The sequence below is a fragment of the uncultured Thiodictyon sp. genome, from assembly GCA_903837595.1.
In the GTDB taxonomy this organism is placed as follows: domain Bacteria; phylum Pseudomonadota; class Gammaproteobacteria; order Chromatiales; family Chromatiaceae; genus Thiodictyon.
Genome location: CAILVI010000330.1, coordinates 1 through 21358 on the forward strand (window position 1 = coordinate 1; position 21358 = coordinate 21358).

At 64.3% G+C, this 21358-nt stretch carries 21 protein-coding genes and 1 tRNA gene; 9 read left to right on the forward strand and 13 right to left on the reverse strand.

Annotated features, from left to right (window positions below):
- The 3 genes from QZY44_RS18535 to QZY44_RS18545 all read left to right on the forward strand — a co-directional run.
- On the forward strand, window positions 1–213 hold a 213-nt coding region (locus QZY44_RS18535), incomplete at its 5' end, for a hypothetical protein (RefSeq protein WP_295449598.1).
- Window positions 214–461: 248 nt separating this feature from the next.
- A complete protein-coding gene (locus QZY44_RS18540) occupies window positions 462–665 on the forward strand; it encodes a hypothetical protein (RefSeq protein ID WP_295449601.1) in 204 nt (67 codons plus the stop codon).
- Entirely contained in the window at window positions 662–967 is a 306-nt protein-coding gene (locus QZY44_RS18545) for a hypothetical protein (RefSeq protein WP_295449604.1), read from the forward strand. Before QZY44_RS18540 ends, QZY44_RS18545 begins: the two co-directional genes overlap by 4 nt.
- Before the next feature lie 89 nt (window positions 968–1056).
- Here QZY44_RS18545 and QZY44_RS18550 read toward each other — a convergent pair whose 3' ends face one another.
- Entirely contained in the window at window positions 1057–1353 is a 297-nt protein-coding gene (locus QZY44_RS18550; RefSeq protein WP_295449607.1) for a hypothetical protein, read from the reverse strand.
- 1316 nt (window positions 1354–2669) lie between these two features.
- Here QZY44_RS18550 and QZY44_RS18555 point away from each other — a divergent pair.
- From QZY44_RS18555 to QZY44_RS18570, 4 genes are all read left to right on the forward strand, one after another.
- A complete protein-coding gene (locus QZY44_RS18555) occupies window positions 2670–2954 on the forward strand; it encodes a hypothetical protein (protein WP_295449610.1) in 285 nt (94 codons plus the stop codon).
- 56 nt (window positions 2955–3010) lie between these two features.
- On the forward strand, window positions 3011–3370 hold the full coding sequence (locus tag QZY44_RS18560; protein WP_295449612.1) for a hypothetical protein: 360 nt from the start codon (window positions 3011–3013) through the stop codon (window positions 3368–3370).
- Window positions 3371–3921: 551 nt separating this feature from the next.
- The gene (locus tag QZY44_RS18565) at window positions 3922–5334 is read left to right on the forward strand and encodes a phospholipase D-like domain-containing protein (RefSeq protein ID WP_295449615.1); all 1413 of its coding nucleotides are present in this window, start codon (window positions 3922–3924) and stop codon (window positions 5332–5334) included.
- Window positions 5318–7456: a hypothetical protein gene (locus tag QZY44_RS18570; protein WP_295449618.1), complete on the forward strand. Its 2139-nt coding sequence runs from the start codon at window positions 5318–5320 to the stop codon at window positions 7454–7456. Before QZY44_RS18565 ends, QZY44_RS18570 begins: the two co-directional genes overlap by 17 nt.
- A gap of 118 nt (window positions 7457–7574) precedes the next feature.
- Here the strand turns inward: QZY44_RS18570 and QZY44_RS18575 are convergent, their stop codons facing one another.
- From QZY44_RS18575 to ispH, 12 genes are all read right to left on the reverse strand, one after another.
- The gene (locus QZY44_RS18575; RefSeq protein WP_295449621.1) at window positions 7575–7994 is read right to left on the reverse strand and encodes a hypothetical protein; all 420 of its coding nucleotides are present in this window, start codon (window positions 7992–7994) and stop codon (window positions 7575–7577) included.
- Window positions 7991–8170 carry a hypothetical protein gene (locus QZY44_RS18580; protein WP_295449624.1) on the reverse strand — a complete coding sequence of 60 codons (180 nt, stop codon included), beginning with the start codon at window positions 8168–8170 and terminating at the stop codon, window positions 7991–7993. The genes QZY44_RS18575 and QZY44_RS18580 overlap by 4 nt, the downstream gene beginning before the upstream one ends.
- Window positions 8163–8345, reverse strand: a complete 183-nt coding sequence (locus QZY44_RS18585; RefSeq protein ID WP_295449627.1) for a hypothetical protein — start codon at window positions 8343–8345, stop codon at window positions 8163–8165. The genes QZY44_RS18580 and QZY44_RS18585 overlap by 8 nt, the downstream gene beginning before the upstream one ends.
- A 198-nt stretch (window positions 8346–8543) precedes the next feature.
- A complete protein-coding gene (locus QZY44_RS18590; RefSeq protein WP_295449630.1) occupies window positions 8544–8762 on the reverse strand; it encodes a hypothetical protein in 219 nt (72 codons plus the stop codon).
- Window positions 8759–9163, reverse strand: a complete 405-nt coding sequence (locus QZY44_RS18595; protein ID WP_295449633.1) for a DUF5681 domain-containing protein — start codon at window positions 9161–9163, stop codon at window positions 8759–8761. Before QZY44_RS18595 ends, QZY44_RS18590 begins: the two co-directional genes overlap by 4 nt.
- A 140-nt stretch (window positions 9164–9303) precedes the next feature.
- Window positions 9304–9654 carry a hypothetical protein gene (locus tag QZY44_RS18600; protein ID WP_295449636.1) on the reverse strand — a complete coding sequence of 117 codons (351 nt, stop codon included), beginning with the start codon at window positions 9652–9654 and terminating at the stop codon, window positions 9304–9306.
- A gap of 92 nt (window positions 9655–9746) precedes the next feature.
- Window positions 9747–12581 (reverse strand): DUF927 domain-containing protein, encoded by a 2835-nt coding sequence (locus tag QZY44_RS18605; protein WP_295449638.1) that lies wholly within the window; start codon window positions 12579–12581, stop codon window positions 9747–9749.
- A 293-nt stretch (window positions 12582–12874) separates the two neighbouring features.
- Window positions 12875–13204 carry a hypothetical protein gene (locus QZY44_RS18610; RefSeq protein ID WP_295449641.1) on the reverse strand — a complete coding sequence of 110 codons (330 nt, stop codon included), beginning with the start codon at window positions 13202–13204 and terminating at the stop codon, window positions 12875–12877.
- A 130-nt stretch (window positions 13205–13334) separates the two neighbouring features.
- Window positions 13335–14516: a hypothetical protein gene (locus tag QZY44_RS18615; RefSeq protein WP_295449644.1), complete on the reverse strand. Its 1182-nt coding sequence runs from the start codon at window positions 14514–14516 to the stop codon at window positions 13335–13337.
- Complete coding sequence (locus tag QZY44_RS18620; RefSeq protein ID WP_295449647.1) at window positions 14513–15619, reverse strand: site-specific integrase; 1107 nt, start codon at window positions 15617–15619, stop codon at window positions 14513–14515. Before QZY44_RS18620 ends, QZY44_RS18615 begins: the two co-directional genes overlap by 4 nt.
- A 452-nt stretch (window positions 15620–16071) precedes the next feature.
- Window positions 16072–16147, reverse strand: a tRNA-Thr gene (locus QZY44_RS18625).
- Between the two features lie 171 nt (window positions 16148–16318).
- A complete protein-coding gene (ispH, locus tag QZY44_RS18630; RefSeq protein ID WP_295449650.1) occupies window positions 16319–17272 on the reverse strand; it encodes a 4-hydroxy-3-methylbut-2-enyl diphosphate reductase in 954 nt (317 codons plus the stop codon).
- A 203-nt stretch (window positions 17273–17475) separates the two neighbouring features.
- Between ispH and rimO the strand changes: the two genes are divergently transcribed.
- Both rimO and QZY44_RS18640 read left to right on the forward strand, forming a co-directional pair.
- Window positions 17476–18822 (forward strand): 30S ribosomal protein S12 methylthiotransferase RimO, encoded by a 1347-nt coding sequence (gene rimO / locus QZY44_RS18635; RefSeq protein WP_295449653.1) that lies wholly within the window; start codon window positions 17476–17478, stop codon window positions 18820–18822.
- Window positions 18823–18825: 3 nt separating this feature from the next.
- On the forward strand, window positions 18826–21273 hold the full coding sequence (locus QZY44_RS18640) for an Orn/Lys/Arg decarboxylase N-terminal domain-containing protein (protein ID WP_295449656.1): 2448 nt from the start codon (window positions 18826–18828) through the stop codon (window positions 21271–21273).
- The last annotated feature ends 85 nt before the right edge of the window (window positions 21274–21358 follow it).

Below are 21358 nucleotides of genomic sequence, written 5' to 3' on the forward strand. Positions count from 1 at the left end.
ATTGAACGACGGATTGAGGCACTGGAGCAGTCCACCCCCATTCAGTACAAGCCCGATTTCAGCGGTCTGACCCGGGAGGAACGGGCAGAGCTTCGGATAATCCTTGAGTCGATAGGCGACGGACGGATGACGCCCGAGGAAGCCCGTGCACACGTCGCACAGCACGGGATCGGACCGCGGCGGCTATTCGCGGAAGATCAGGCGACGGCTTGACGACGTGGGTCTTGCAGGGACGGCGGGATTTGGCGCAAGATTGGCGCCGTCGCTGGTGGCCTTCGCAGGGCCACCAGCACAAAGACCGACCGCGCTAACGGTTGAGCACCGGCACTACAGATTGTACAGCACCCCGGCCCGTCGTCTGGCGTCCGTCGTGGTGACTGCCAGGACCCCGCCCGGAGTCCGTCTGTCGTGCCTATGCCCGCCCTCCCGCGGTCAATCGCCAGCAACCGGAGATTGACCCCATGATGACCACGAACACCTCCCCCTTGACCGGCGACGCCGCCGACGAACTGTCACGCATCGCCTTGGAAATGATCTGCATCGGCAACCTGATCGGCCAGACCAAAGACATTGGACGCCCGGACGGGATTCACTCGTTGTTGTCTGGCTGGGCAAGCGACCTTGACGCCCTAGTCGAGACAGGCGCCGCGAAGGTGACAGCATGAACACCGACACCTTCACCCCTTACTCTGGCCTTGGATCGCTGCTGCATCGCAATGGGCACCTGCTGAGCACCACCGAGCAAGACCGCGAAGCCGCAGAAACCGCCGCGTTCAGTCTGGCGTCTGGCCTTGGGGTTATTGGCAAGATGCTGATCCACTGCGACGCCAAACAGCTTGGGCCGGCCGACCTAACGACGTTCGGTGACTTCCTGGTGACGACGGGCGAAGTCCTTGGGTCGCTGCTGAACATCGCCAGCCATGACGCGCCCGGCACGACTGCTGAGGCGTCGCCCACCACCGCCTGACCACCTACCGCTCCCATCCACCGAGCCCGCCGTGTGCGGGCTTTTTGTTGATGACCAACCGGCCCTAGTCGGAGCCAGCAAGAGATGAGTCATCGCGTACGAACAAATTGCCCAGTTCGCGTGTCCATCACCTGATCTTGGCCAGCAGGCGCGTAGAAGCGACCGTCAGAGCCGAACGCAGACTGGCCAGCAGGCGCGCTACCAGACGGGTGATAGTTGCGGTAGGAGTAATCCTGGTTGCGCGACTGGGTGCCGTCGGTCCGGCCGTACATATCGCCGCTCGGGCCTTGCCAAGCGGTGCTGCCGTCGTCGAATTGGACAAGGGTGTCAGCCATGGCGGGGGTGGAGGCCAGGAGGGATGCGAGAACGAGCAATGCGAGTCTCATGGTTTTTCCTGTGAGGTTGAGATCAACGTAAGCATAGTGGATGGGATGGGGTCCTGCTGGATTTCTTGCTTTCTCAACATTCGCGCAGCCCTCGAACTGCTGACCGATGACACGCCCCCCCATACACACCCGCCGACCCGTACACGCCGACCCCTGATTGATAGGTTTTGCCTGTGGCACGGCTCATGCTTAATGCAAAGCGCGTGCCCTATCGTCAAGTGTGTATGGCGACTGGGCACCGGCGGGGTGTACGGCTGCCGATGGGGTGCGGGATCGCCACCCCATAGCGGTACTTCCTGCAAGTTGAGGCGCTACCTGTTCCACTGCGTCACGGCCAAGGGCGGATGCTCCGGCGGTGCCTGGCTGTGACGGTTTTGACGGTGGATCAGACGGTGAGTCTCTGGCGCGCGTGTGTCGGCCCCCTGGTGAGCGGGGTACTCTGCACCGGCTTGGTGCGCTGTGTACGGCTCAAGCACAAGGGTCGCGTTTCAGAATCGACCCTTCACGGAAGCCGGATTTCAAGGCCGGGTTGCGGCTGGTGAGCGGGATCAAGCGACGGGCCCTAAATCGTGGTCGGGTCGAGGTCCGCGCGATCCTGCCGGCTGGCTTCCACCGGGTGACGAGCGCGACCGCACACGCTGCACCTGGACTGCGATAAACCGGGTTCAGTGTGTACGGCTGGCGATGGTTCCCAGGGGACGGGGACACCCTGCCGGGAAACCCATCAACCGAGAAACGGGGACCAGAACGGGGACCACTTTGCCCCCGGACAAGAAAAAAGGGCGTAGCCGTGAAGCTAAACCCTTGTTTTACTTGGAGCCGATGGGCGGATTCGAACCGCCGACCTACTGATTACGAATCGTGTGTATACCACATTGTACAACAAAGGACAGCAAGAAAAACAGCCTTTTACGTCGTCTCGGTTGTTGCGCTTGCTTGTGGGTAAGTGCCGATATTTGCGAGCAAGTGCGCCACCAGTGCGCCACGACTAAGACTGCCCCCTTTGATTTATGTGCCAGCCTGGAAGGCTTGCAGGGGCCGAAGTCATGGCGGCTTGGCCAGGGTTCAGTTGGGTTGCAGGCGCCCGCCGTACACACAAGCTAGTGTCTGGCATTCTATGGAGTAGCTGGCCAGGTGGAGCCGGGCGACTGCTACCGACCACACGTAAGCTAGCCTTGAGCTTCACGAGTTTTGTATATACAGTTAGGGACAAGCAAGGTGAACATGCCTGGCACGCCTGAGTTTGCGAGGGAGCGTGTGCGTGTACCTCTGCCAGCAGCGTACACATACAGCGTGAATACGGAGATTGATCCACAATGGGTTTGGTTATTTCGCCCCAGGTACGTGCAAAGCTCGCGCAAAAGACTCCGCCAGTTACCGAGTCCGAGATTTTGCAGTGCTTTGCTAATCGATCCGGCAACTATCTCATCGACTCCAGGGAAAATAATCAGACCGACCCACCCACTCGGTGGTTTATTGCAGAGACAGATTATGGAAGAAAGCTCAAAATTGCTTTCATCCCGAAAGATTCCAATGTGATCGTTAAGACGGCCTACGATCCAAACCCAACTGAAGAAAAGATTTACGGCCGGTTCGGTTAACTTACGAGCCGTAATTGCGACCATTGGGTCGCGCTCTTGCGAATGAGGTTAAGCAAATGACATCCAAGTGCAAACTCCCAGGCAGTGACGAGTTGTGGGACACCGGGGAACTTGGCAGCGATCCTAATTTCGCCGAGCCATTACCTGTGACATCGGCCGATTCGGAAGCGGCCATTGATACGTCCCTTGAGTTACAACCGATCTCGATCCGCCTACAGAAATCGTTGATCGAAGATTTCAAACTCATTGCAGACTTGAACGGATTGGGGTATCAGCCCCTGATGCGGCAAGTTCTTACGCGCTTTGCAGACAGCGAGAAGAAGCGATTTCTGCGCGAGCTTGCGGCGAATGTCGCCGCGGAACGGCTCGAAGCTCAAGCTTGCCATGACGAGCTTAAGACAGGCACCGGCGGTTGATTCGGCTGTCATCTGAAGTCCTGTTGATCGATACAGCGAATCATAATCCGCCTGAGATACGCAAGCTGGAGTGCCTAGTGTCTTGAGGTTTAAGACGGTGTGCGGCCTGGGAGGTCGCCCCGTCGCGCGATGCGCCCGTTTTACCCGGCCTCAAGAAATGCCCGGACGGGGCGGGCTAGGTAGCTGGGAGCGATACGGTTCAGGTGGTGGCGGCAGGCTCCAGAGCGTCACCCATCGCCGTGAACAAGTGCCACGCTGGCATTCTGGCGCAGTCCACAACCCCGCCGATGGCGGCGTGCGTCCCCCCATGCGGGGCGGTCTGCCGCGTCCATTGCACCGATCATGTAGCCGCGTCCGCGCTCACTGTGCGCTTCGTCGGACCGGCGATCCACAGTCGGCCGAGTGTTGCCGGCCGGGACCAGAGCCGGACATTTGGCTTGGCCCTTGGGCTTCGGTACGATGCCCATCGGCGGGCAGGCATCGACCATCCAAGGCATGCAAGGCCCCGAGGGGTTTCCCTCCCCACTCGTCAGGCAGTCAACGGACAGCACATGGAAACGACCGCCCATTTCGAGAACATCCCCCAAGAGATCGCCAGGCGGTTGAGCGCGGCGACGCAAGAAATCGTCGTTGCGGTCGCCTGGTTCACCGATCGCGACCTCTTCGACGTGCTGTGCCGACAGGCCGGGCGGGGCCTGCGGGTGCGCCTCGCGGTCCTCGGCGACCGGATCAACGTCGGGCCGGGACGGCTCAACTTCCAGCGCTTGCAGGACTGCGGCGGTGAAGTCTTCCTGATCGCCACGGGCGGCGACCGCGACCCGATCATGCACCACAAGTTCTGTGTCATCGACCGCGCGACCGTCATCATCGGGTCCTACAACTGGACCAAGCGGGCACAGGACAACGACGAAAGCATCACCGTCATTGCCGCCGGTGACGACGTTGATAGCGGGATCGCCGCCGACTACCTGACCGCCTTCGATGCGCTCCTGTGCAAGCATGGCCACGGCACACCGGCCATCGACCAGGCCCAGATTCGCCGCCGTCTGGAGATCGTCCGCAACCTCCTGTTGTTCGACGAGTGGGACACCCTCGCCCCACAACTCGACAAACTCCGCCCCGCGGGCGCCGCGGCCCGTCTCGAACCGCTCTTTACCGCCCTGCAAGGCCGCGACACCGCCACGGCACTGACCTGGATCGACGAGTACCTGAAGCACGCCACGGCCCTGACCATCGCCACGGACCAGGAAATCACCGACCTGCGCCTGACCCTGCGCGGCCTGGAGTATCAGGTCACCGCCCTGTCCGACGACAAGGCCGAGATCGAGCGGCTGATTCATGCCTTCTCCCTGCGCACCAGTCACGAGATCGGGGACCTGATTACCCGTTATTTGGAGCTACGCGCGGACAAGCTCCGCCGCCAGGCCACGACCGAGAGGGATGCCGAAGCACAAGCCGACAGCGCCCGCGCCGACTACGAGGAATACCGCGACGCCAACGAGGCCGCCCGCGAAACCCCGGCGGCCCCGCAACTCCCGCCCGATGACCTGCGGGAACTCAAACGCCTCTATCAACAGGCCAGCCAGAAGTGCCACCCGGACAAGGTGGGCGAGGCCGACCGCAACCACGCCAACCGGCTCTTCGTTCAACTCCAGGCCGCCTACCGCAACAACGATCTGGGGGGCGTGCGCGCCATCCATGCCGCGGTACGCGAGGGGCACCTGTTCGTCGACCGCTCCCTGACCCTGACCGAAGCCGAGTCACTGGGCCACGCCATCACGGTACTGCGCCGCGACCTGGATCAGCTCGCTACCCAGGTCCATCAACTGCGCCGCGCGGACACCTACCGCACGCTCAAGGACCTGACCGACTGGGACGCCTATTTCGCCGAACAGCGGGTTGCGCTGGAACGGGCGATTGAACAACTGGAAGCGGAGCTTGCCCAGCATGAACAAGGCGCCTGAGTCCAATCCCAGCGCACTGGTTGCCCGTAGCCCCAAGACGCTGGCCATTGCCAACCGGCAATTGCACATTGCCGGGCAGGCGCTCGCGCGGATTGAGAAAGAGCGATATATCGAGTTCTTTGCGACACATCCACAGGCGCGGGAAATATTCATAAACGCGGTTTCTAACTATTACCCGCTAAGCGAGGGGCTGATCGAAAAGTACCGGGATAGGTGGGATTGGGCGCGCCTTAGTGTCAACAAGAGGATCGCTTGGACCAGCACATTGATAGAACGGTATGTCGATCAATGGAATTGGGGGGCGCACGGCCTTAGCTTGAACGATGGCGTACCGTGGACCGAAACACTGATCGAACGCCACTTTTATCGGTGGCACTGGGGTTTTTTTGGCCTCAGCATGGGCGATCATCTACCGTGGACCGCCACACTGATCGAGCGGTATACGGATCGGTGGGATTGGAAGGTCTTGAGCAATAATGACTCACTGCCGTGGACCGATGGGCTAATCGCGCGATATGCAGGCCGGTGGGATTTCGAAATGCTCAGCGCCAATAAAGGGTTGCCTTGGACACGGTCGCTTATTGATCGTTATGCTGATCGCTGGGGTTGGAAGTCTTTCCTCAGCAGTAACGAGTCACTTCCTTGGTCCGAAGCGTTAATTGAGCATTACAAAGCTCGGTGGGGCTGGCCTGCGCTCAGTCGGAATAAGGCACTGCCATGGTCTCTGGAACTCATCAAGCGATATTCGGATCGCTGGGATTGGCGTGGACTGAGCTGGAATGAAGGGTTGCCGTGGACCCTTGAACTGATCGAGCAGTGTGCGCTACGTTGGGATTGGAAGGCGCTCGCTGCGAATGCCGGGCTTCCGTGGTCCGCGCACCTGATCGCACGACATGCAGACCGCTGGGACCACAATCGTCTAAGCAGCAACGCTGGGCTTCCTTGGTCCGAACGCCTCATTGAGCAGTATGCGGACCGCTGGAATTGGTCGGTACTGAGCGGAAACCCTGGGCTGCCGTGGAGCGAGGCCCTGATCGAGTACTACGCGGATCGGTGGGATTGGAGCGCTTTAAGATTCCCTGAGTACTTGGGAATGGTTCTGCGCCAGTGGACGGAGGACGAAATTTGCGCAGTGATGGACAAGCAAGCTCGGGACACTGTGGCGGTACCGGCGCGATTGACGGAAGAGGATGCATCCAGGTCGGTTTCGATGGCTGAGTCTGAATCTCAGAAAGTGGTCAGGAGCAACAGTCAAGGATCATCAAGTCACTGGCAAGAGTTCTATCGGGCTGGTGTGGTCGCTGCGGTCCGTCACCTTGAGGCAGGCGCGCGTGCCTATCCCGATTTCACCCGCGCCATGGTGCAAGAACTTGGAGATGGGTCGCGGCCGTACCTGCGTAGTTGGTACGAAGGCTTGCGCTGCTACCCAGGATTCGATCCTATGGGGATGACGCCGGCAGCAGAGATCGACGTGGCGTCCGAGGCGTCGGTTGATCTCCCAAGGGCCAACCGTCAACACGCGCAAACCGCGCTTGACCCGAACACCATGCTGGCAGGCATGACGCTGTCTGTCTCTTACATCGAAACCGGAACGCAACGGTTCGTTGATTTTGCAAAGCGCGTCTCCGAAGACTTGGCGAAACCGCTGACCGAACTCCGGCCCTACCTGCGGGCCTGGTACAACAGCGCACGGGATATGCTCGACGAGGCCGGACAGGATGTGTCTGACATGGACGACCCGACCACTGTGCTTAGAGAATTTGAACGGCTTTGCTCTGAATTAGCGCAAGGCGAGGCGACCGCTGCCGGCGCGGTTCCGGTTCACCCTGAGCGGATGACACAGCGCGATGTACTGAACCCCTTCATGGATAAGCTTGAAGACCTGTTGCGACAAGAGGACGACCCGCCAGCAACGATGCGATGGCTGGAGACTTACCTCTATGACGAAGGTCTGGTAGGAGGAATGCGAACCGACAACCCAATGGCCTTTGCGATCGACTTAATGGAGAACCTGTTAGAAAAAGACCCCGACAGCTACATCGTTCCGCCTAAAGACCCACGAGCGTTCGAGAACGCCGAGGAGCTGATTCTAGCCATGCTTAAAGGGACTTGGGACCACTAAGGGCCGTAGGCTGACCGTTCCGGGGACAGTACATTTAATTCAGCTTGAGGCCAGTCTCGATTGAGTAAACTGCCCACGGGATTCCCCGAAGTTTTTGATAAAGCCCGCAGAGCTTCTTCTATTTTCTGATCCCGACAGCGGTACGATCATTTTTGGTCACAGGAAATACCGCGGTGCCGCCTACCCGCATCAAAGCCCCGTCAGGTCCGACGTAGAGGTATCGTTCCCACCCCAAGGGGCGATGCCCGGGGAACCCGAACCAGCGCAGGAGTAAGACTTTGCCGCCGATCAGCACGCGCAGACGATGCGGGTGCGCGGACGGTTCGCCCCGGAGCGGATAGGGGCACGGTACGCCAGCGGTCGCCAGGCCGCACAGTTCGGCGGCTTCGTCGGGGGTGATCGCCGACGCACCGACATCGGTACAGGCGGATCGGTAGACCTCTAATTCAATGTCGGTCAGACTGGAAAAGTCGATCTTCTCAGTGACTGGCGCGGTCTTTTCCAGTCGTTCAATGCGCCGTCGAATCGGTTGGATCATGGCTGTTGCTCCAAGTCCTTGGCGCCTTCCACGAACTTCACCATCATGAGTCGAGCGCCTTGCCGGAGATACTCGGCGGCCTCCTCATCGGTCGGCGGCGCGAAGAGGACAACAACCCGGTTGCCGGGGTCGCGAGCCTCAAGCGCCTTGATGCGTCGCTCAATGGGTTTACTCATCGCTGCCTCTCAAGTTGTCGCGGCCATTGTCGGGAATGTGAACCGCGACCCTAACCCGTCCGGAGTCAATCGCACCCTGTTGCTCGGGTGTCGGCTCGCCAATGACCAGCAGGACCGATTGCGCCGGGTCGGCTTGTGCCTCCAGTGCTTCAATGCGGGTGTTGAGCGGTTTCATCTGTGCCTCTCGCTTCTTGGGGGTAAAGTTTCCGCCGGAGTCGCTCTATCTCCGCGTCAATCTCCGGATCGGGGGGAAGCGCGGCGCATATCGGTTTCAGGCGCGCGATTTCTGCATCAAGCTCCTGATCGGTCATCGTTCGCGGGTCCTTTCCTACGGCGGATTGGGCCTCCAGGCGAGCAATGCGGGTACTGATGTTCATTCGCTGATCCGATTCATTCCGGCACGCTTGCGAGCGGCCAGAATCGAGTCAGCGAGCGACGGCAAGCCCGGGTTAGCTGCAACGCGGTCGATAACTGACTTCATGCCCAGGTCGCCGCGGTACAGCCGGGACAGCCGATCATATTCGGCGGAAAGTTCTGCATCGGTCATTTTGGCGCCCTCAAGTGCCTCGATGCGTGGTCTAAGTGGCTTCATCGCCTCGACTCCAGGGCCGCGATGCGGCTTTCCAGTTCGGTGAACTCCCGGACCTTGACCAGTGCGGACAATGCCCCGGCGATGGTCGCGGCCTGATCGGGTGACAGGGCGCCGGCGGCCAGGGCCTTCAGAACGGCCACAGGGGCGCCGGTCAGGTCGGACACCTCAATGCCCGGGGGCAGGTTCGCGGGCGCATCGGTGGGCCGCAGGGCGGGCAGGCACCGATCAAGCACCAGTCTTGCCGCGGTCGGGTCTCCGCTCTTGGCCTGCTCAACCAGGGCGGCAAGGATGTCGGGTGCGTCGCGCAGCAGGTCGGCGCGCAGCTTGGCGGGGCCTTCGGGCTTCGGCTTGCGGGGCCGCCCCTTGGGGTTGCCGGTTTCTCCCGGCTGGAATTGTGCCATGGGGGTTTTCCTCTGTTTCGGGCCTGCAAGAAACAGGCGTATCAGGGCGCCGGCCACGGGGGCGGGTCGGCTCTTTCGGTCGAATCGCTGCCAGATGCCCCGGCTGATGGTGGCGCACAGCATGGCGCGGGAGTCGTTGATCATGCGGCGCCCTCGGGTGCAATGGACTCCGACACCGGGCGCCAAAACACCACGTCCGCCAGGCACGCGGGCGTGTCGAACGCCAGTCGCTCGGTCGAGCCGTCGGCGTAGGTCACCAACCAGGACCGGAAGCGCGGCGCCGATGGGTCAGGCTCAGTTGCGCGCAACAGCCCGGCCCAGCACTCAAGGACGGCGGGTCGGTTCTGGATATCCGGCCAGTCAGGACCGGCGGCGGCTTCCAGATAGGACAGACTGAACCCGTGCCAGTCGGGGGCGGTGTCGGAAATTTCGCCCTGACTATCGATTTTTCCGGGGGAACCCAGAGAACCGGGGGAACTGCATTGATTCACAAAAGGTTCCCCGGTTCCCTCACCAGGGAACCGCGAGGGAACCGGGGGAACCGCAGAGAGAACCGCCAGCCGCGCAAGCAGTGCGTCAACGCTCATGCCGCATCCTCCTGGGGCGCGATGGCGTAAAGGCCCTGGGATCGCCCCTGTACCTTCACCTTCTTGGACCGCTTGCCATCGTCGCGTTCCACAATCCACTTGGAACCGTCCAGGGCCTCCAGCACGCGCCGGAAGTCGAACCCGGGTGCCGCCTCTCGCAGTCCACCCGGGGTGAACAGGTAGACCCGCCCGGCCGTCGTGTCCTTCCACCAGCCGGCGCGGTCCCGGGTGACTGGTTGCCGGGTGTCTCCCTCGGACGCCAGCGACGAAAAGCGGGCATCCCCGTGGGCCGCAATGAAGTCCGCGACCGATTGCAGGACTTGGCGGGTCTCGGTGTGCCCCTTGGGGCGGTTGGTCTTCCAGGCGGCGAACGCGCCGACCGCGGCGGCCAGGGCGTCACCTTCGGACCAAGGGACGATGCCCCACTCAATCGCCAGCTCGCCGGCCAAGGCCACCAGGGCGAACGCACCGGATGCCCGGCCCTCAAGTTCGTTGTCGGCCGCAAACTGGGGTAGCGCGGAGGTCTTGGCGTACAGGTCGCCCCAATCCTTGGCATCGGCGATGATCCGGGCGACGAAGGCGGGGCCGGCGTGCCCGTAGTGGACCGCCGCAGCGGTGCGCAAGGCGTCAGAGAGGGCGCGTCCGTCTGCCAGGTCATGCAGCGTGTCGAACACCCCCAAGCGCCGGGCACAGGGCACGTCCAACAGGCGGGCTTCCTGGCCAGCCTTGGCGGCCTTCCCGCCCTCTGCCATGGTCGCGGTCAGGGTCCGCTCGCCACTCGACAGCAGGACCACGCGCCAGCGTTGCACGGCTCTGGCCCCGCCCGTGCGGGCGCCCCGGCTCTTGCCGGTGCCGTTGCCGATGCTGTAGACGATGCTCCCAATCTCGCGCGGGTCCGCCTCGCTGATCTCGTCCAGCACCAGGGCGGTATCAGTCAGGGCGGCGGCCACGCCTTCCAGGCCGTTGCCGGTGGCCTTCCAGGTGCGGATGAACCCGGCCCCGCCCCAACAGGAGGCGCCGGCAGTCAGCAGGGTGCTCTTGCCGGTGGAACTGTCGCCGACGAAGTGGAACCCGCAACCGACCCGGTGGACCTTCGCCAGCAAGGGGCCAGCCAGGGCCGCAGCCACGCTGAACACCAGCATGGGGTTATCGACGCAGCGGGCCGCGATGGCCTCCCGCCAGCCGTCAGCGGTGCCGCCCATGCTGAACGCGTCGTGCTGGGCGTGCTCGGACTGGTAGCGGACCTCTCCCGAACCAATGATGCGATCCGGGAGGACAAAAATGCTCCCGTCGCCATGCCAGCCGGTGGACGTGGCGGCCAGGACTCGCCGCTTAGGGTGGCGACTCATCAGGCACTGATTCAGTAGCCGGTGACTGACGGGGTCGATCCTGACACCCAGGTCCAAGAGTTCGCCGCGCAGTTCTTCGCCGCTGCCCTTCAGCAACCGCATGGGCATGGACCATTCCCGCCAGCGTCCGCAAGCGTTCTGGAATCGCAGCAGCAACCCATAGTCGGCGTCGTGCTCACCGTGGGCGATGGCGTCGGCATAGAGTGGCGAGCATATCCACTGGTCTACGTCTTCCACCTCGTCGCCTTTCCCTTTGTAGCCGTGCCAGTACAGACCTGGGGGGCCGAACCCGGTCCAGTCCTCATGCACATCAAACCCGGGCCGGTCGACGGGGGGCTTGGTTCGCGCAGTTTCCTTGGCGGTTCCCTGGCCCGGTTCCCCCGGGTTCCCTCGCGGTTCCCCCGTTGGGGAACCTAAAACCGCCTCTCGAATCAATGCAGTTCCCTGGGTTCCCCCGGTTCCCTCGGAAATAACGAAAGGATTGGCGATTTTCGCCCACTTCGCGACGGCTAGGCGGTCAGCGGTCCACCCGTCCGACAGCGCATCGGCCGCGTCCCAACCCGGCGGTAGTTCGTCGGCCAGGCTCGACAAGTCCAAGACCTCGACCGATGCCGCGCCGGCAGCATAGGTCAGCGCCGACACCGTGCGCGCATACTGCGCCCCGGGCTCGTCGTGGTCGGGCCAGATGCGGACGTGCCGGCCAGCCAGGGGAGACAGGTCCGACTTTGCCGGGCTCTGCGCTCCGTTCATGGTCGTGGTGGCCACCAAGTCAGGCACCAGCACGGCTACGGCATCGGCGGCCTTCTCGCCCTCTGCGATCAAGACCGGGGCACCAGGCCGGGCCGCCAGCAGGTTCAGATGGTAGAGCGGGCGGGGCACGGCGGGCGCCTTCCAGGTCCAGCGGGTGCCGTCCCAGGTCTGGGGCCGGAACTCCTTGCGCCCGTCCGGGTGGTCGAACCGCAGGACATAGGCCACGGGTTGCCCGTCGCTGTCGCGGTACTCCCAGGTGGCGGACGGCTCACCGAGCTTGCCGGCCGTGGTTGGGCGCATCGCCAGCGCCTCAGCCGGTATCGGCGCCAGTACCGTTGGGGTGGGCTCAGGGGCCGGTGCCGTTGGCTCGGTGGCCTTAGGGTTGGACTTGGCGGGGGACGGCTCGCATTGGACGCCATAACGCTCGGACAGGGCCGCGCGGGCTTGGTCCAGGTCCAGACGGTCATAGGCCATGGCGAAATCAATCACGCTCCCGCCCTTGGCCCCGCATCCAAAGCAGTGATAAGCGCCGGTCTTGGCGCTCACGGCGAAAGACCCGTCATGGTCGGTATGCAGGGGACAGGGGAAAAGCTGCGACCATCCCTTGTCGTTAACCTTCAGGGCGGGGGCGTGCTCGATCTCGCGGACGTAGAACGCAAACGGGTCGATGGCGGCCTTGAGGGCTCGCGGGGTGGGTGGCGGCCCCGGGGGGCGCTCGGTCGTGTTGGTCATGTGATCGGTTCCTCTGGCGTAGGGAACCGACCGGAAAGGCAGGCAGGGGCAGGCGCAGTTTTCCCGCGGGTGCGGTAACATATGCTTGCCGGTGCACGGACTCTTACCAGTCGGTGCTTAGTCGCGGGGGGTCTCGACAACCCTCCGCGGACGGCCTACAGAATACGCTTGTTGATCGCCCCGCTCCAAGCCCGACCGGATGCCCCCCGGCCGGGTTTTCTCGTTTCTGGGGGCTGGCCAGCGGTTGCGGGCCTTGGCGCGGCGGGACTGGCGACGGTCGCTGCTCCGGGTGGTCATGCCGATGCCTCCAGGATCGCCACGGGCGCCGGCAGGGACCGACGGCGGGGCGCGACCTTCTGTCCGGGCTTGGGCTTCGGGGGGCTCAACTGCGGACTGGTCCGCATCCACGCCAGGAACATCTCCGGGTCGATCAGTACGCGCCGACCGACACGCACGACGGCACCGGACTCGGCCAGGCCGTTGTTGTCCTCGTTGAAGATCGCCCAACGGGTGCCGCCCTCGGTCAGGGCGGGTTGTTGTTGGGCCAGTTGCTTGACCGTCAGAAAGACACGAGACGGGGGCGGAAGGGTGACAGGGGCGGATGTAGTTACATCGGGTTGCATCGGAGTTCCTCGCCAAGGTTAGAACACGCAAGCCCTTGGTTGGGCTTGATTGTTTTCAACTGTAGCGAGGGGTAAAGGCGGAAGCATCCCGCCGCGGGTTAGACGGGATAGACGGGATGCGCGGGACGGATCAGCGGCCTATTTCGGGGTCGCTCTGCGCTGGTCTTGGTTGCGGGCGCTCGTAGTTCCTCAGGGCAGTCCCGATGTGGTCTTGCAGGGCAGTCGGTTTCAGGCTCGTAAGCCCTTGTTCAAGGAGGTAGCCCGCTACTCCGGTTCCCTTTACTCCCCCGCCCGCAAAAGCCTTGCCGTCCGCCATGAGCGGAACCCTGGGGCTGTGCTGCGCCTCAGCCAGTGCTTGCGCCAGTGCGCCAATGACCCGGTACAAGGTGTCCTCGGTCCTGGTCGCGCGGCGCTTGCTGGGGGTAGTGATTGGTGACTCATCGTCCGAGAGGAATGCCCCAAATGCCGGATCGAGTTGATCGCTCGGCCTCTCGGCTTGGAATCCTTCCATAACCGCTTTGTGCAGTTCGTTCGGTATCATTGGGACTGCGCTCCATCCGCGGTCGCCTGGACGCTCATCCATTATGGTCCAAACGTCGCCACCGAAAAAGGCGCCGTCGAATTCATCACGCCAAAGAAAGACACCAGAGGGCAAGCACAGAATCGAGTCGCGCCGCCAGAAGGCATAGCTTTCTTCCCGTGACATACCAGCCGCGTCGAGTCTCGCAGACAGGGCCTTAAGGTTTTTTACAACCATGTCCCATTCTTTGGGCTGCATTTCAACCAGGTCGCCGTTGTCGCTCAGGTGATACGCGCGTAAACGCTTGGCCAACTTCCGGGCTTCTTTGCGTTGCGCCAACTCGGCAGCAACCGCGTCAGGAGATAACGTCCAGGCGGTCACGAACGGCAGGGCTCGCGCCGGGATTGCTTCCCGGCCCGTGACGGTCACGACAACGCTCTTATGGCTGGCCTCAAGTGAAGGCATCGCGCCCCCAAGCTGTGGCAAGCCCCGCACTACTCCGATTGCGCCGGCTGACTCCGCCCGATCCTCGGGAAAGAGAAAGGGCATTGCCGACCGTTGCCCGGTGCTCTCTGCCCAGTCGCGTAAGTCGGAGCGCTGGAAATAGACGCTTTTCCCGACATCGCGGCATGGGACTTCCCGCTTTAGGCGCGCGGCTATTACTTCCAGTTTGCGGTAGTCGGCATCCTTGAAGTCTATTCCTTGGGGAGGGTTGCGGTCACAGCAAAGAAACGCGGCATCATGGGTGACATATTCGGGTTGTTGATCCCAAAAGGCATAGTCCGGTTTCACTTTGCGCCCTCCCCAAAGTACCGCTGATTCATCCGCTCGACTACGCTTGCCGTGTGCGCCTCGCTCAAATGGGCATACCGCTTAACCATGCTCAAGGTCTTGTGTCCCAAGACTTCGGCAATCTCGGCAAGGCTCGCGCCGTTCATGGCCAGGTAGCTTGCCGCGGTGTGCCGCAAGTCGTGCCAGTGGAAATCCTCAATCTCTGCGCGCTTCAGGGCCGTCTCGAACGGGGTCCGCAGGTCTACGGGCTTCGGGGGTCGGGTGCGCCCTGGGAAGATCAGGTCAGTATCCAGGCACCGGACCTTGGCGCGCTCCCGTAGCAACTCCAGGGCGGGACCGGCCAGGGGCAGAACCCGAATCTCGCCGTTCTTGGTCTCGTGCAGGGTGGCAACCCGGCGGACAAGGTCTACCTGGGGCCAGCGCAAGCACATGATTTCTTGCTGGCGGGCGCCGGTGGACAGGGCGAGAATAACGGCGGGGTACAAGTCGCGGTTGCTCGACTCCCGGCAGGCGGTCAGGAAGCGTTCGCGCTCTTCGTCGGACAGGAACCGCACCCGGCCGCGGGGCTCTTTGGGCTTCGTTACCTTCAAGAGCGGGTTGAACTCGATCCACCCCCATTCCTTCACGGCCACGGTGAAGGCGTGCGACAGGGCCGCAAGGTAGCGGTTAACGGTGGCTGGCGAGCGATACCGCTCGGGTCCGGCGTGGGTCGGGTCCTTGGCCTTGGTCTGGACGGGCTCACGGCTCAGGGTGTCGCGATACTCCGCGAGTAGGGCCGGGGTCACGTCGGCCAGGGTCCGGGCGCCAATCTGGTCTTTCCACCAGGTCAGTTGTTGGACCTGCGGACCTTGGGTCTTGTCCTTCTTCTTGGGCAACTCGTCGCGGGTGTAGCGGTCTACCAGGTCGGCCAGGGTGTGCCGCTTGGCCTCGACCGTGCCGAAGTGCCGCCCCTCCCGGATCGCGCTTTCCGTGGTCTGTGCCCACTTCTTGGCGTCGGTCTTGCGGGTGAAAGTGGCGCGTTGCGCAGGGTAGCCTTTCAGCCGGACCTCGACACGGTAGGACGTGGCGCCAGTGCTGTCGGTGCGTTCGGTGATGGTGGCCATGGGTCAGGCCCCCATGGTCGGACAGGTGCGGGCGGTATACTTGGCGGTAGCCATGGCGAAACCTCTCAAACAGGTTACGTGGTGGTCAGGGTCCCGGGTCGGTTGGCGCCGTCCCGGGGTCCGTCTATCTCTGGCCAAAGTGTACAACAAACGGCCAAAAATGCCAACGCCTGATATCTAATCATGTGTTGGCTTTACTTAAGCATTTGCTCTTATTGTCCTTAGTTGGTGCGCCACGGGTCCGCGGCGCACTGGCGGCGCAGTTCAGAAAAAAACGGCGTTGTTCGGGGCCGGTTTTGCCGGTCGCGGGTGGGCGGTTTCGTGTGTCTTGGGATCGCTCAACCCGGGGCCGGGTCGGTGCGCTTCGTGGTGGGGTGTTGTGAGCTAGTGCGCCGTGAGTGCGCCACGACAAAGAAAAAGGGCTTGCCATTTCTGGCAAGCCCTTGATTTATTGGAGCCGATGGGCGGATTCGAACCGCCGACCTACTGATTACGAATCAGTTGCTCTACCAGCTGAGCTACATCGGCGCACCGGACTCGGGAGTATAGGGGATGCGCCCCCACGGCTCAACCTGGACGAGCCAACTTTCCCGTCAGCTCAGCGCTTGGCCCCAGGACAGCCCATGGACCAGGCAGACAGCGGGCGCCAAGGATCGCCCTGGAGGGCGACCTACAGCCCCCGGCCCGGGAGGTCATCAGCTAAACGCCCCCCGTCGCCCCCTCGCCCGCAAGCTCCCGCGGCAGCGGAAACACCATGTGTTCACGGATGCCCGACTGCTCCTCCACCGCCTGCGCACCCCACTCCCGCAGGCGGGCGATGACCTGCTCGACCAGGACCTCCGGGGCGGACGCGCCGGCGGTCACGCCCACCCGCTGGCCCGCCGCGATCCACTCGCGCTCGATGTCCTCCGGACCGTCGATGAGCCAGGCCGGGCAGCCCTGCTTTTCCGCCAGCTCCCGCAAGCGGTTGGAGTTGGAGCTGTTGCGCGAGCCGACCACCAGCAGCAGGTCGCAGCGCCCGGCCAGTTCGCGCACCGCGTCCTGGCGGTTCTGGGTCGCATAGCAGATGTCGCTGCGCTTGGGACCCTGGATTTGCGGGAAGCGCTCATGCAGGGCCGCGATGATCGCGGCCGCGTCGTCCACCGACAGCGTCGTCTGGGTCACGTAGGCGACCCGCTCCGGGTCCCGGATCTCAAGGCCAGCACAATCGGCCGCCGACTCCACCAGGTGGATGCGGCCGGTGTCGCCCACGCACTGGCCCAGGGTCCCCTCGACCTCCGGGTGGCCGCGGTGGCCGATGAGGACGACATCAAGGTCGGCCTTGCAGTGGCGGGCGACCTCCAGGTGGACCTTGGTCACCAGCGGGCAGGTGGCATCGAACAGCCTGAAACCGCGCGCCTGGGCCGCGTCGCGCACCGCCTGGGCGACCCCGTGGGCACTGAAGATCAGGGTGGCCCCGGCCGGGACCTCGTCGAGTTCGTCGATGAAGATGGCGCCGCGCTGCTTGAGTCCTTCGACCACGAAGCGGTTGTGCACCACCTCGTGGCGAACATAGATCGGGGCACCGTAGAGGTCGAGCACGCGCTCGACGATGGCGATGGCGCGGTCGACACCGGCACAGAAGCCGCGTGGGTTGGCGAGGAGTATGTCCAAGGCGTTACCGGATAGGCTGGGCGTAAACGCCGCATCCTTACGCAATCGCCGGGCCGTCGCAAGGGGGGATTTCCCGGCCGGCGGCCTCATCCGGCCTTCTTTAGCGTTTGTGTCGCCCGCCCCCCGCCAATACCATGCCCATCAACCCGAGTCGAAGGCCGAGGGCCTTCCACACTCATCCCCGCGATCCCGGAGCCACCCCCTTGGCCACACCAGAGCACACCCCCGCCCGCCCGCCCCGCATCGGTTTCGTCAGCCTGGGCTGCCCCAAGGCGACGGTGGACTCGGAGCACATCCTGACCCGCCTGCGCGCTGAGGGTTACGAGATCACCCCCAGCTACGACGGCGCGCAGCTCGTCATCGTCAACACATGCGGTTTCATCGACGCGGCGGTTGCGGAGTCTTTGGAGGCCATCGGCGAGGCCCTGGCCGAGAACGGCCGGGTGATCGTCACCGGCTGCCTGGGCGCCCGCGCGGAGCTGGTCCGCCAAGCCCACCCGCGGGTGCTCGCCATCACCGGACCGCACGACCTGGACGCGGTGATGAGCGCGGTCCACCACGAACTGCCCGCCCCCCACGACCCCTTCCAGAGCCTGGTGCCGCCCCAGGGCGTGCGGCTCACCCCGCGTCACTATGCGTATCTGAAGGTCTCCGAGGGCTGCAACCACCGCTGCAGCTTCTGCATCATTCCGAGCCTGCGCGGGGACCTGGTCAGTCGCCCGCTGGGCGAGGTGCTGACCGAGGCCGAACGGCTGGTGGAGTCCGGGGTGCGGGAGCTGCTGGTCATCGCCCAGGACACCAGCGCCTACGGGCTCGACCTGCGCTACCGGCCGGACTTCTGGAACGGCCGCCCGCTCAAGACGGACCTGGTCACCCTGGCCCGCTGCCTGGGCGAGCTGCCGGCCTGGGTGCGGATGCACTATGTCTACCCCTACCCCCATGTCGATGAGCTGATCCCGTTGATGGCGGACGGGGTGATCCTGCCCTATCTGGATATGCCGCTGCAGCATGGCGCGGAGCGGGTGCTCAAGGCCATGCAGCGGCCGGCCGCGGCGGAGCGCGTCCTGGAGCGCCTGGAGCGCTGGCGGGCGATCTGCCCGGACCTGGTCCTGCGCAGCACCTTTATCGTCGGCTTCCCCGGGGAGACTGACGCGGAGTTCGAGACCCTGCTCGACTTCCTCCGCGCCGCGCGCCTGGACCGGGTCGGCTGCTTCCCCTACTCCGCGGTGGCGGGGGCGACGGCCAATGCCCTGCCCGACCCGGTGCCGGAGGAGGTCAAGCAGGAGCGCCTGGCCCGCTTTATGGAGGTGCAGGCCGAGATCAGCGCCGAGAAGCTGGCGGGCCGGATCGGGCAGCGGCTCACGGTCCTGGTGGATGAGGTGGGGGACGACGAGGTGATCGCCCGCAGTGTGGGGGACGCCCCGGAGATCGACGGCGTGGTCGTCATCCCCGGCGCCTGGGAACTCGACCCGGGCGATTTCATCGAGGTGGTGGTCACCGACTCCGGAGACCATGACCTGTGGGCCGAGCCGGTGGAGGAGGAGGACTAAGCGATGCAGCGGCGTGAATTCATCGTCGGCGCCGCCACCAGCGGCCTGGTGTTGGCCAGTGACGCGGCGCTGGCCCGCAGCGCGCCGCGCACACCCCGTGACGCAACGCCGCTCGCCCAACCCCCGGCGAGCGCGTGCCTTCCCGGCACCGCGCCCAAAGTGGCCGGTAGTGCCGACCCCCTGGCCATGCGGGCGCTGCTGGTTTCCGACACACTCGCCCAGGACACGGCCCTGGGCCGGCGCACCAGCGAGTTGCGCGCCGAGCTGGAGCGGCGGCAGGTGGTGGTGGTCACATCCGCCCAGGCGGACGACGCCCGGGCCATCGTCGGAGCCGATCCGGCGCTCCAGTGCGTGCTGCTCGACTGGGATCTCGCGGGCGACTACCACACCGGGTCCATGGCGGTCCTGGACGCGGTGCGGGCGCACAACGCCGAGGTACCGGTGTTTCTGCTGGCGGACCGCACCAGCGCCTCGGCCATCCCGCTGGCGGCGATGCAGGGCGCCGACGACTTCATCTGGATGCTGGAGGACACCACCGACTTCATCGGCGGACGCATCGTCGCCGCCATCGAGCGCTATCGCGCCCGCATCCTGCCGCCGATGTTCAAGGCCCTGGTGGACTTCTCGCGGGTCTATGCCTATTCCTGGCACACCCCCGGCCACAGCGGCGGCACTGCCTTCCTCAAGTCCCCGTCGGGGCGCGCCTTCCATGCCTTTTTCGGCGAGTCGCTGCTGCGCTCCGATCTCTCGCCCGCGGTGGGCGAGCTCGGCTCACTGCTAGACCACTCCGGCCCCATCGGCGCCGGGGAGCGCAACGCCGCCCGGGTCTTCGGCGCCCACCGAACCTATTACGTCACCAACGGCTCATCGGCCTCCAACCGCGTCATCCTGATGGCGAGCGTCATCCGCGACCAGGTTGCGCTGTGCGACCGCAATTGCCATCGGTCGGTGGAACACGGCATGACCATGTCGGGGGCCATCCCGACCTATCTGATCCCGTCGCGCAACGCGCTGGGTCTGATCGGGCCGATCCGCCCGGAGCGACTCAGCGCCGCGGCCATCAAGGCCGCCATCGCCGCCAACCCGCTGGTGACCGGCCCGGTCGACCCGACCCCGGTCCATGCGGTGATCACCAATTCCACCTATGACGGCCTCTGTTACCACGTCGGGCGGGTGGAGGAGCTGCTGGGCGCGAGCGTCGACCGCCTGCACTTCGACGAGGCCTGGTACGGCCATGCCCGCTTCAACCCGCTGTACCGCGACCGCCACGCCATGCACGGCGACCCGGCCAAGCGCGGCGCGGACCAGCCGACCGTCTTCGCCACCCAATCCACCCACAAGCTCCTGGCCGCATTGTCGCAGGCGTCCATGATCCATGTGCGCGACGGCCGCCGACCCATCCCACATGAGCGCTTCAACGAGGCGTTCATGATGCACGCCTCCACCTCCCCGCTCTATCCGCTGATCGCCTCGCTCGATTGCTCGGCGGCCATGATGGACGGGCCGGGCGGGCTCGCACTCACCACCGAAGCCATCCGCGAGGCGGTCGACTTCCGCCAGGGCCTGGGGCGGTTGGGGGCCGAGCTGAAGACCAAGGGCGACTGGTTCTTCTCGGTCTGGCAGCCGGAGACCATCACCGACCCCGGAACCGGCCGGTCCCTGCCCTTCCACCTGGCGCCCGCGGAGCTGCTCACCACCAACCCGGCCCCCTGGGTCCTGCGCCCCGGGGCGGCCTGGCACGGCTTCGGCGATATCGCCGACGGCTATTGCCTGCTCGACCCCATCAAGGTCTCGGTGGTCACACCCGGCATCTCGCCCACCGGGGCACTGGGCGACCATGGCATCCCCGCAGCCGTCGTCACCGCCTTTCTGGACGCCCAGGGGATCGTGGCCGAGAAGACCACCGACTTCACCATGCTCTTTCTGTTCTCGCTCGGTATCACCAAGGGCAAGTGGGGAACGCTGATCAATGCCTTTCTGGACTTCAAGCGCCATTACGACGCCAATACGCCGCTCGCCGCCACCCTGCCGGCCCTGGTCGAATCCACCGGCACGCGCTATGCGGGCCTGGGCCTCAAGGACCTGTGCGACACCCTCTATGCCGCCATGCGCGAATTGCGCACTACCGGCCTGATGGCAGAGGCCTTCTCCGTACTGCCGCGCCCCTCCGTGAGCCCGGTGCGCGCCTACGAGTCACTGGTGCGCGGGCAGGTGAAGGCGCTACCTTTGCAGGACCTGGCCGGGCGCGTGGTCGCGACCGGGGTCGTGCCCTACCCGCCCGGCATACCGCTGCTGATGCCCGGGGAGGAGGCGGGGGCGGCGGATGGGCCGGTACTGGGGTATCTCAAGGCGCTGGAGGCCTTTGATGCGCGGTTTCCTGGGTTTACGCATGATACGCATGGGGTCGAGGTGGTTGAGGGGGGGTATCGGGTGTTGTGTTTGGAGGGGTGAGGCTGGGTTTGGTGGTTGGTTGGCCGCGAGTCGGGCAGCCGCCAGCAGTCATTCCGGCCGGGACGCCGGAATCCGGGCCAGGGAT

Excerpts from the sequence above, each read along its gene's own strand:
- QZY44_RS18540 (WP_295449601.1), top strand. The coding sequence starts at position 462 with ATGATGACCACGAACACCTCCCCCTTGACCGGCGACGCCGCCGACGAA.
- QZY44_RS18545 (WP_295449604.1), top strand. The coding sequence starts at position 662 with ATGAACACCGACACCTTCACCCCTTACTCTGGCCTTGGATCGCTGCTG.
- QZY44_RS18550 (WP_295449607.1), bottom strand. The coding sequence starts at position 1,353 with ATGAGACTCGCATTGCTCGTTCTCGCATCCCTCCTGGCCTCCACCCCC.
- QZY44_RS18555 (WP_295449610.1), top strand. The coding sequence starts at position 2,670 with ATGGGTTTGGTTATTTCGCCCCAGGTACGTGCAAAGCTCGCGCAAAAG.
- QZY44_RS18560 (WP_295449612.1), top strand. The coding sequence starts at position 3,011 with ATGACATCCAAGTGCAAACTCCCAGGCAGTGACGAGTTGTGGGACACC.
- QZY44_RS18565 (WP_295449615.1), top strand. The coding sequence starts at position 3,922 with ATGGAAACGACCGCCCATTTCGAGAACATCCCCCAAGAGATCGCCAGG.
- QZY44_RS18570 (WP_295449618.1), top strand. The coding sequence starts at position 5,318 with ATGAACAAGGCGCCTGAGTCCAATCCCAGCGCACTGGTTGCCCGTAGC.
- QZY44_RS18575 (WP_295449621.1), bottom strand. The coding sequence starts at position 7,994 with ATGATCCAACCGATTCGACGGCGCATTGAACGACTGGAAAAGACCGCG.
- QZY44_RS18580 (WP_295449624.1), bottom strand. The coding sequence starts at position 8,170 with ATGAGTAAACCCATTGAGCGACGCATCAAGGCGCTTGAGGCTCGCGAC.
- QZY44_RS18585 (WP_295449627.1), bottom strand. The coding sequence starts at position 8,345 with ATGAAACCGCTCAACACCCGCATTGAAGCACTGGAGGCACAAGCCGAC.
- QZY44_RS18590 (WP_295449630.1), bottom strand. The coding sequence starts at position 8,762 with ATGAAGCCACTTAGACCACGCATCGAGGCACTTGAGGGCGCCAAAATG.
- QZY44_RS18595 (WP_295449633.1), bottom strand. The coding sequence starts at position 9,163 with ATGGCACAATTCCAGCCGGGAGAAACCGGCAACCCCAAGGGGCGGCCC.
- QZY44_RS18605 (WP_295449638.1), bottom strand. The coding sequence starts at position 12,581 with ATGACCAACACGACCGAGCGCCCCCCGGGGCCGCCACCCACCCCGCGA.
- QZY44_RS18610 (WP_295449641.1), bottom strand. The coding sequence starts at position 13,204 with ATGCAACCCGATGTAACTACATCCGCCCCTGTCACCCTTCCGCCCCCG.
- QZY44_RS18620 (WP_295449647.1), bottom strand. The coding sequence starts at position 15,619 with ATGGCCACCATCACCGAACGCACCGACAGCACTGGCGCCACGTCCTAC.
- QZY44_RS18640 (WP_295449656.1), top strand. The coding sequence starts at position 18,826 with ATGCAGCGGCGTGAATTCATCGTCGGCGCCGCCACCAGCGGCCTGGTG.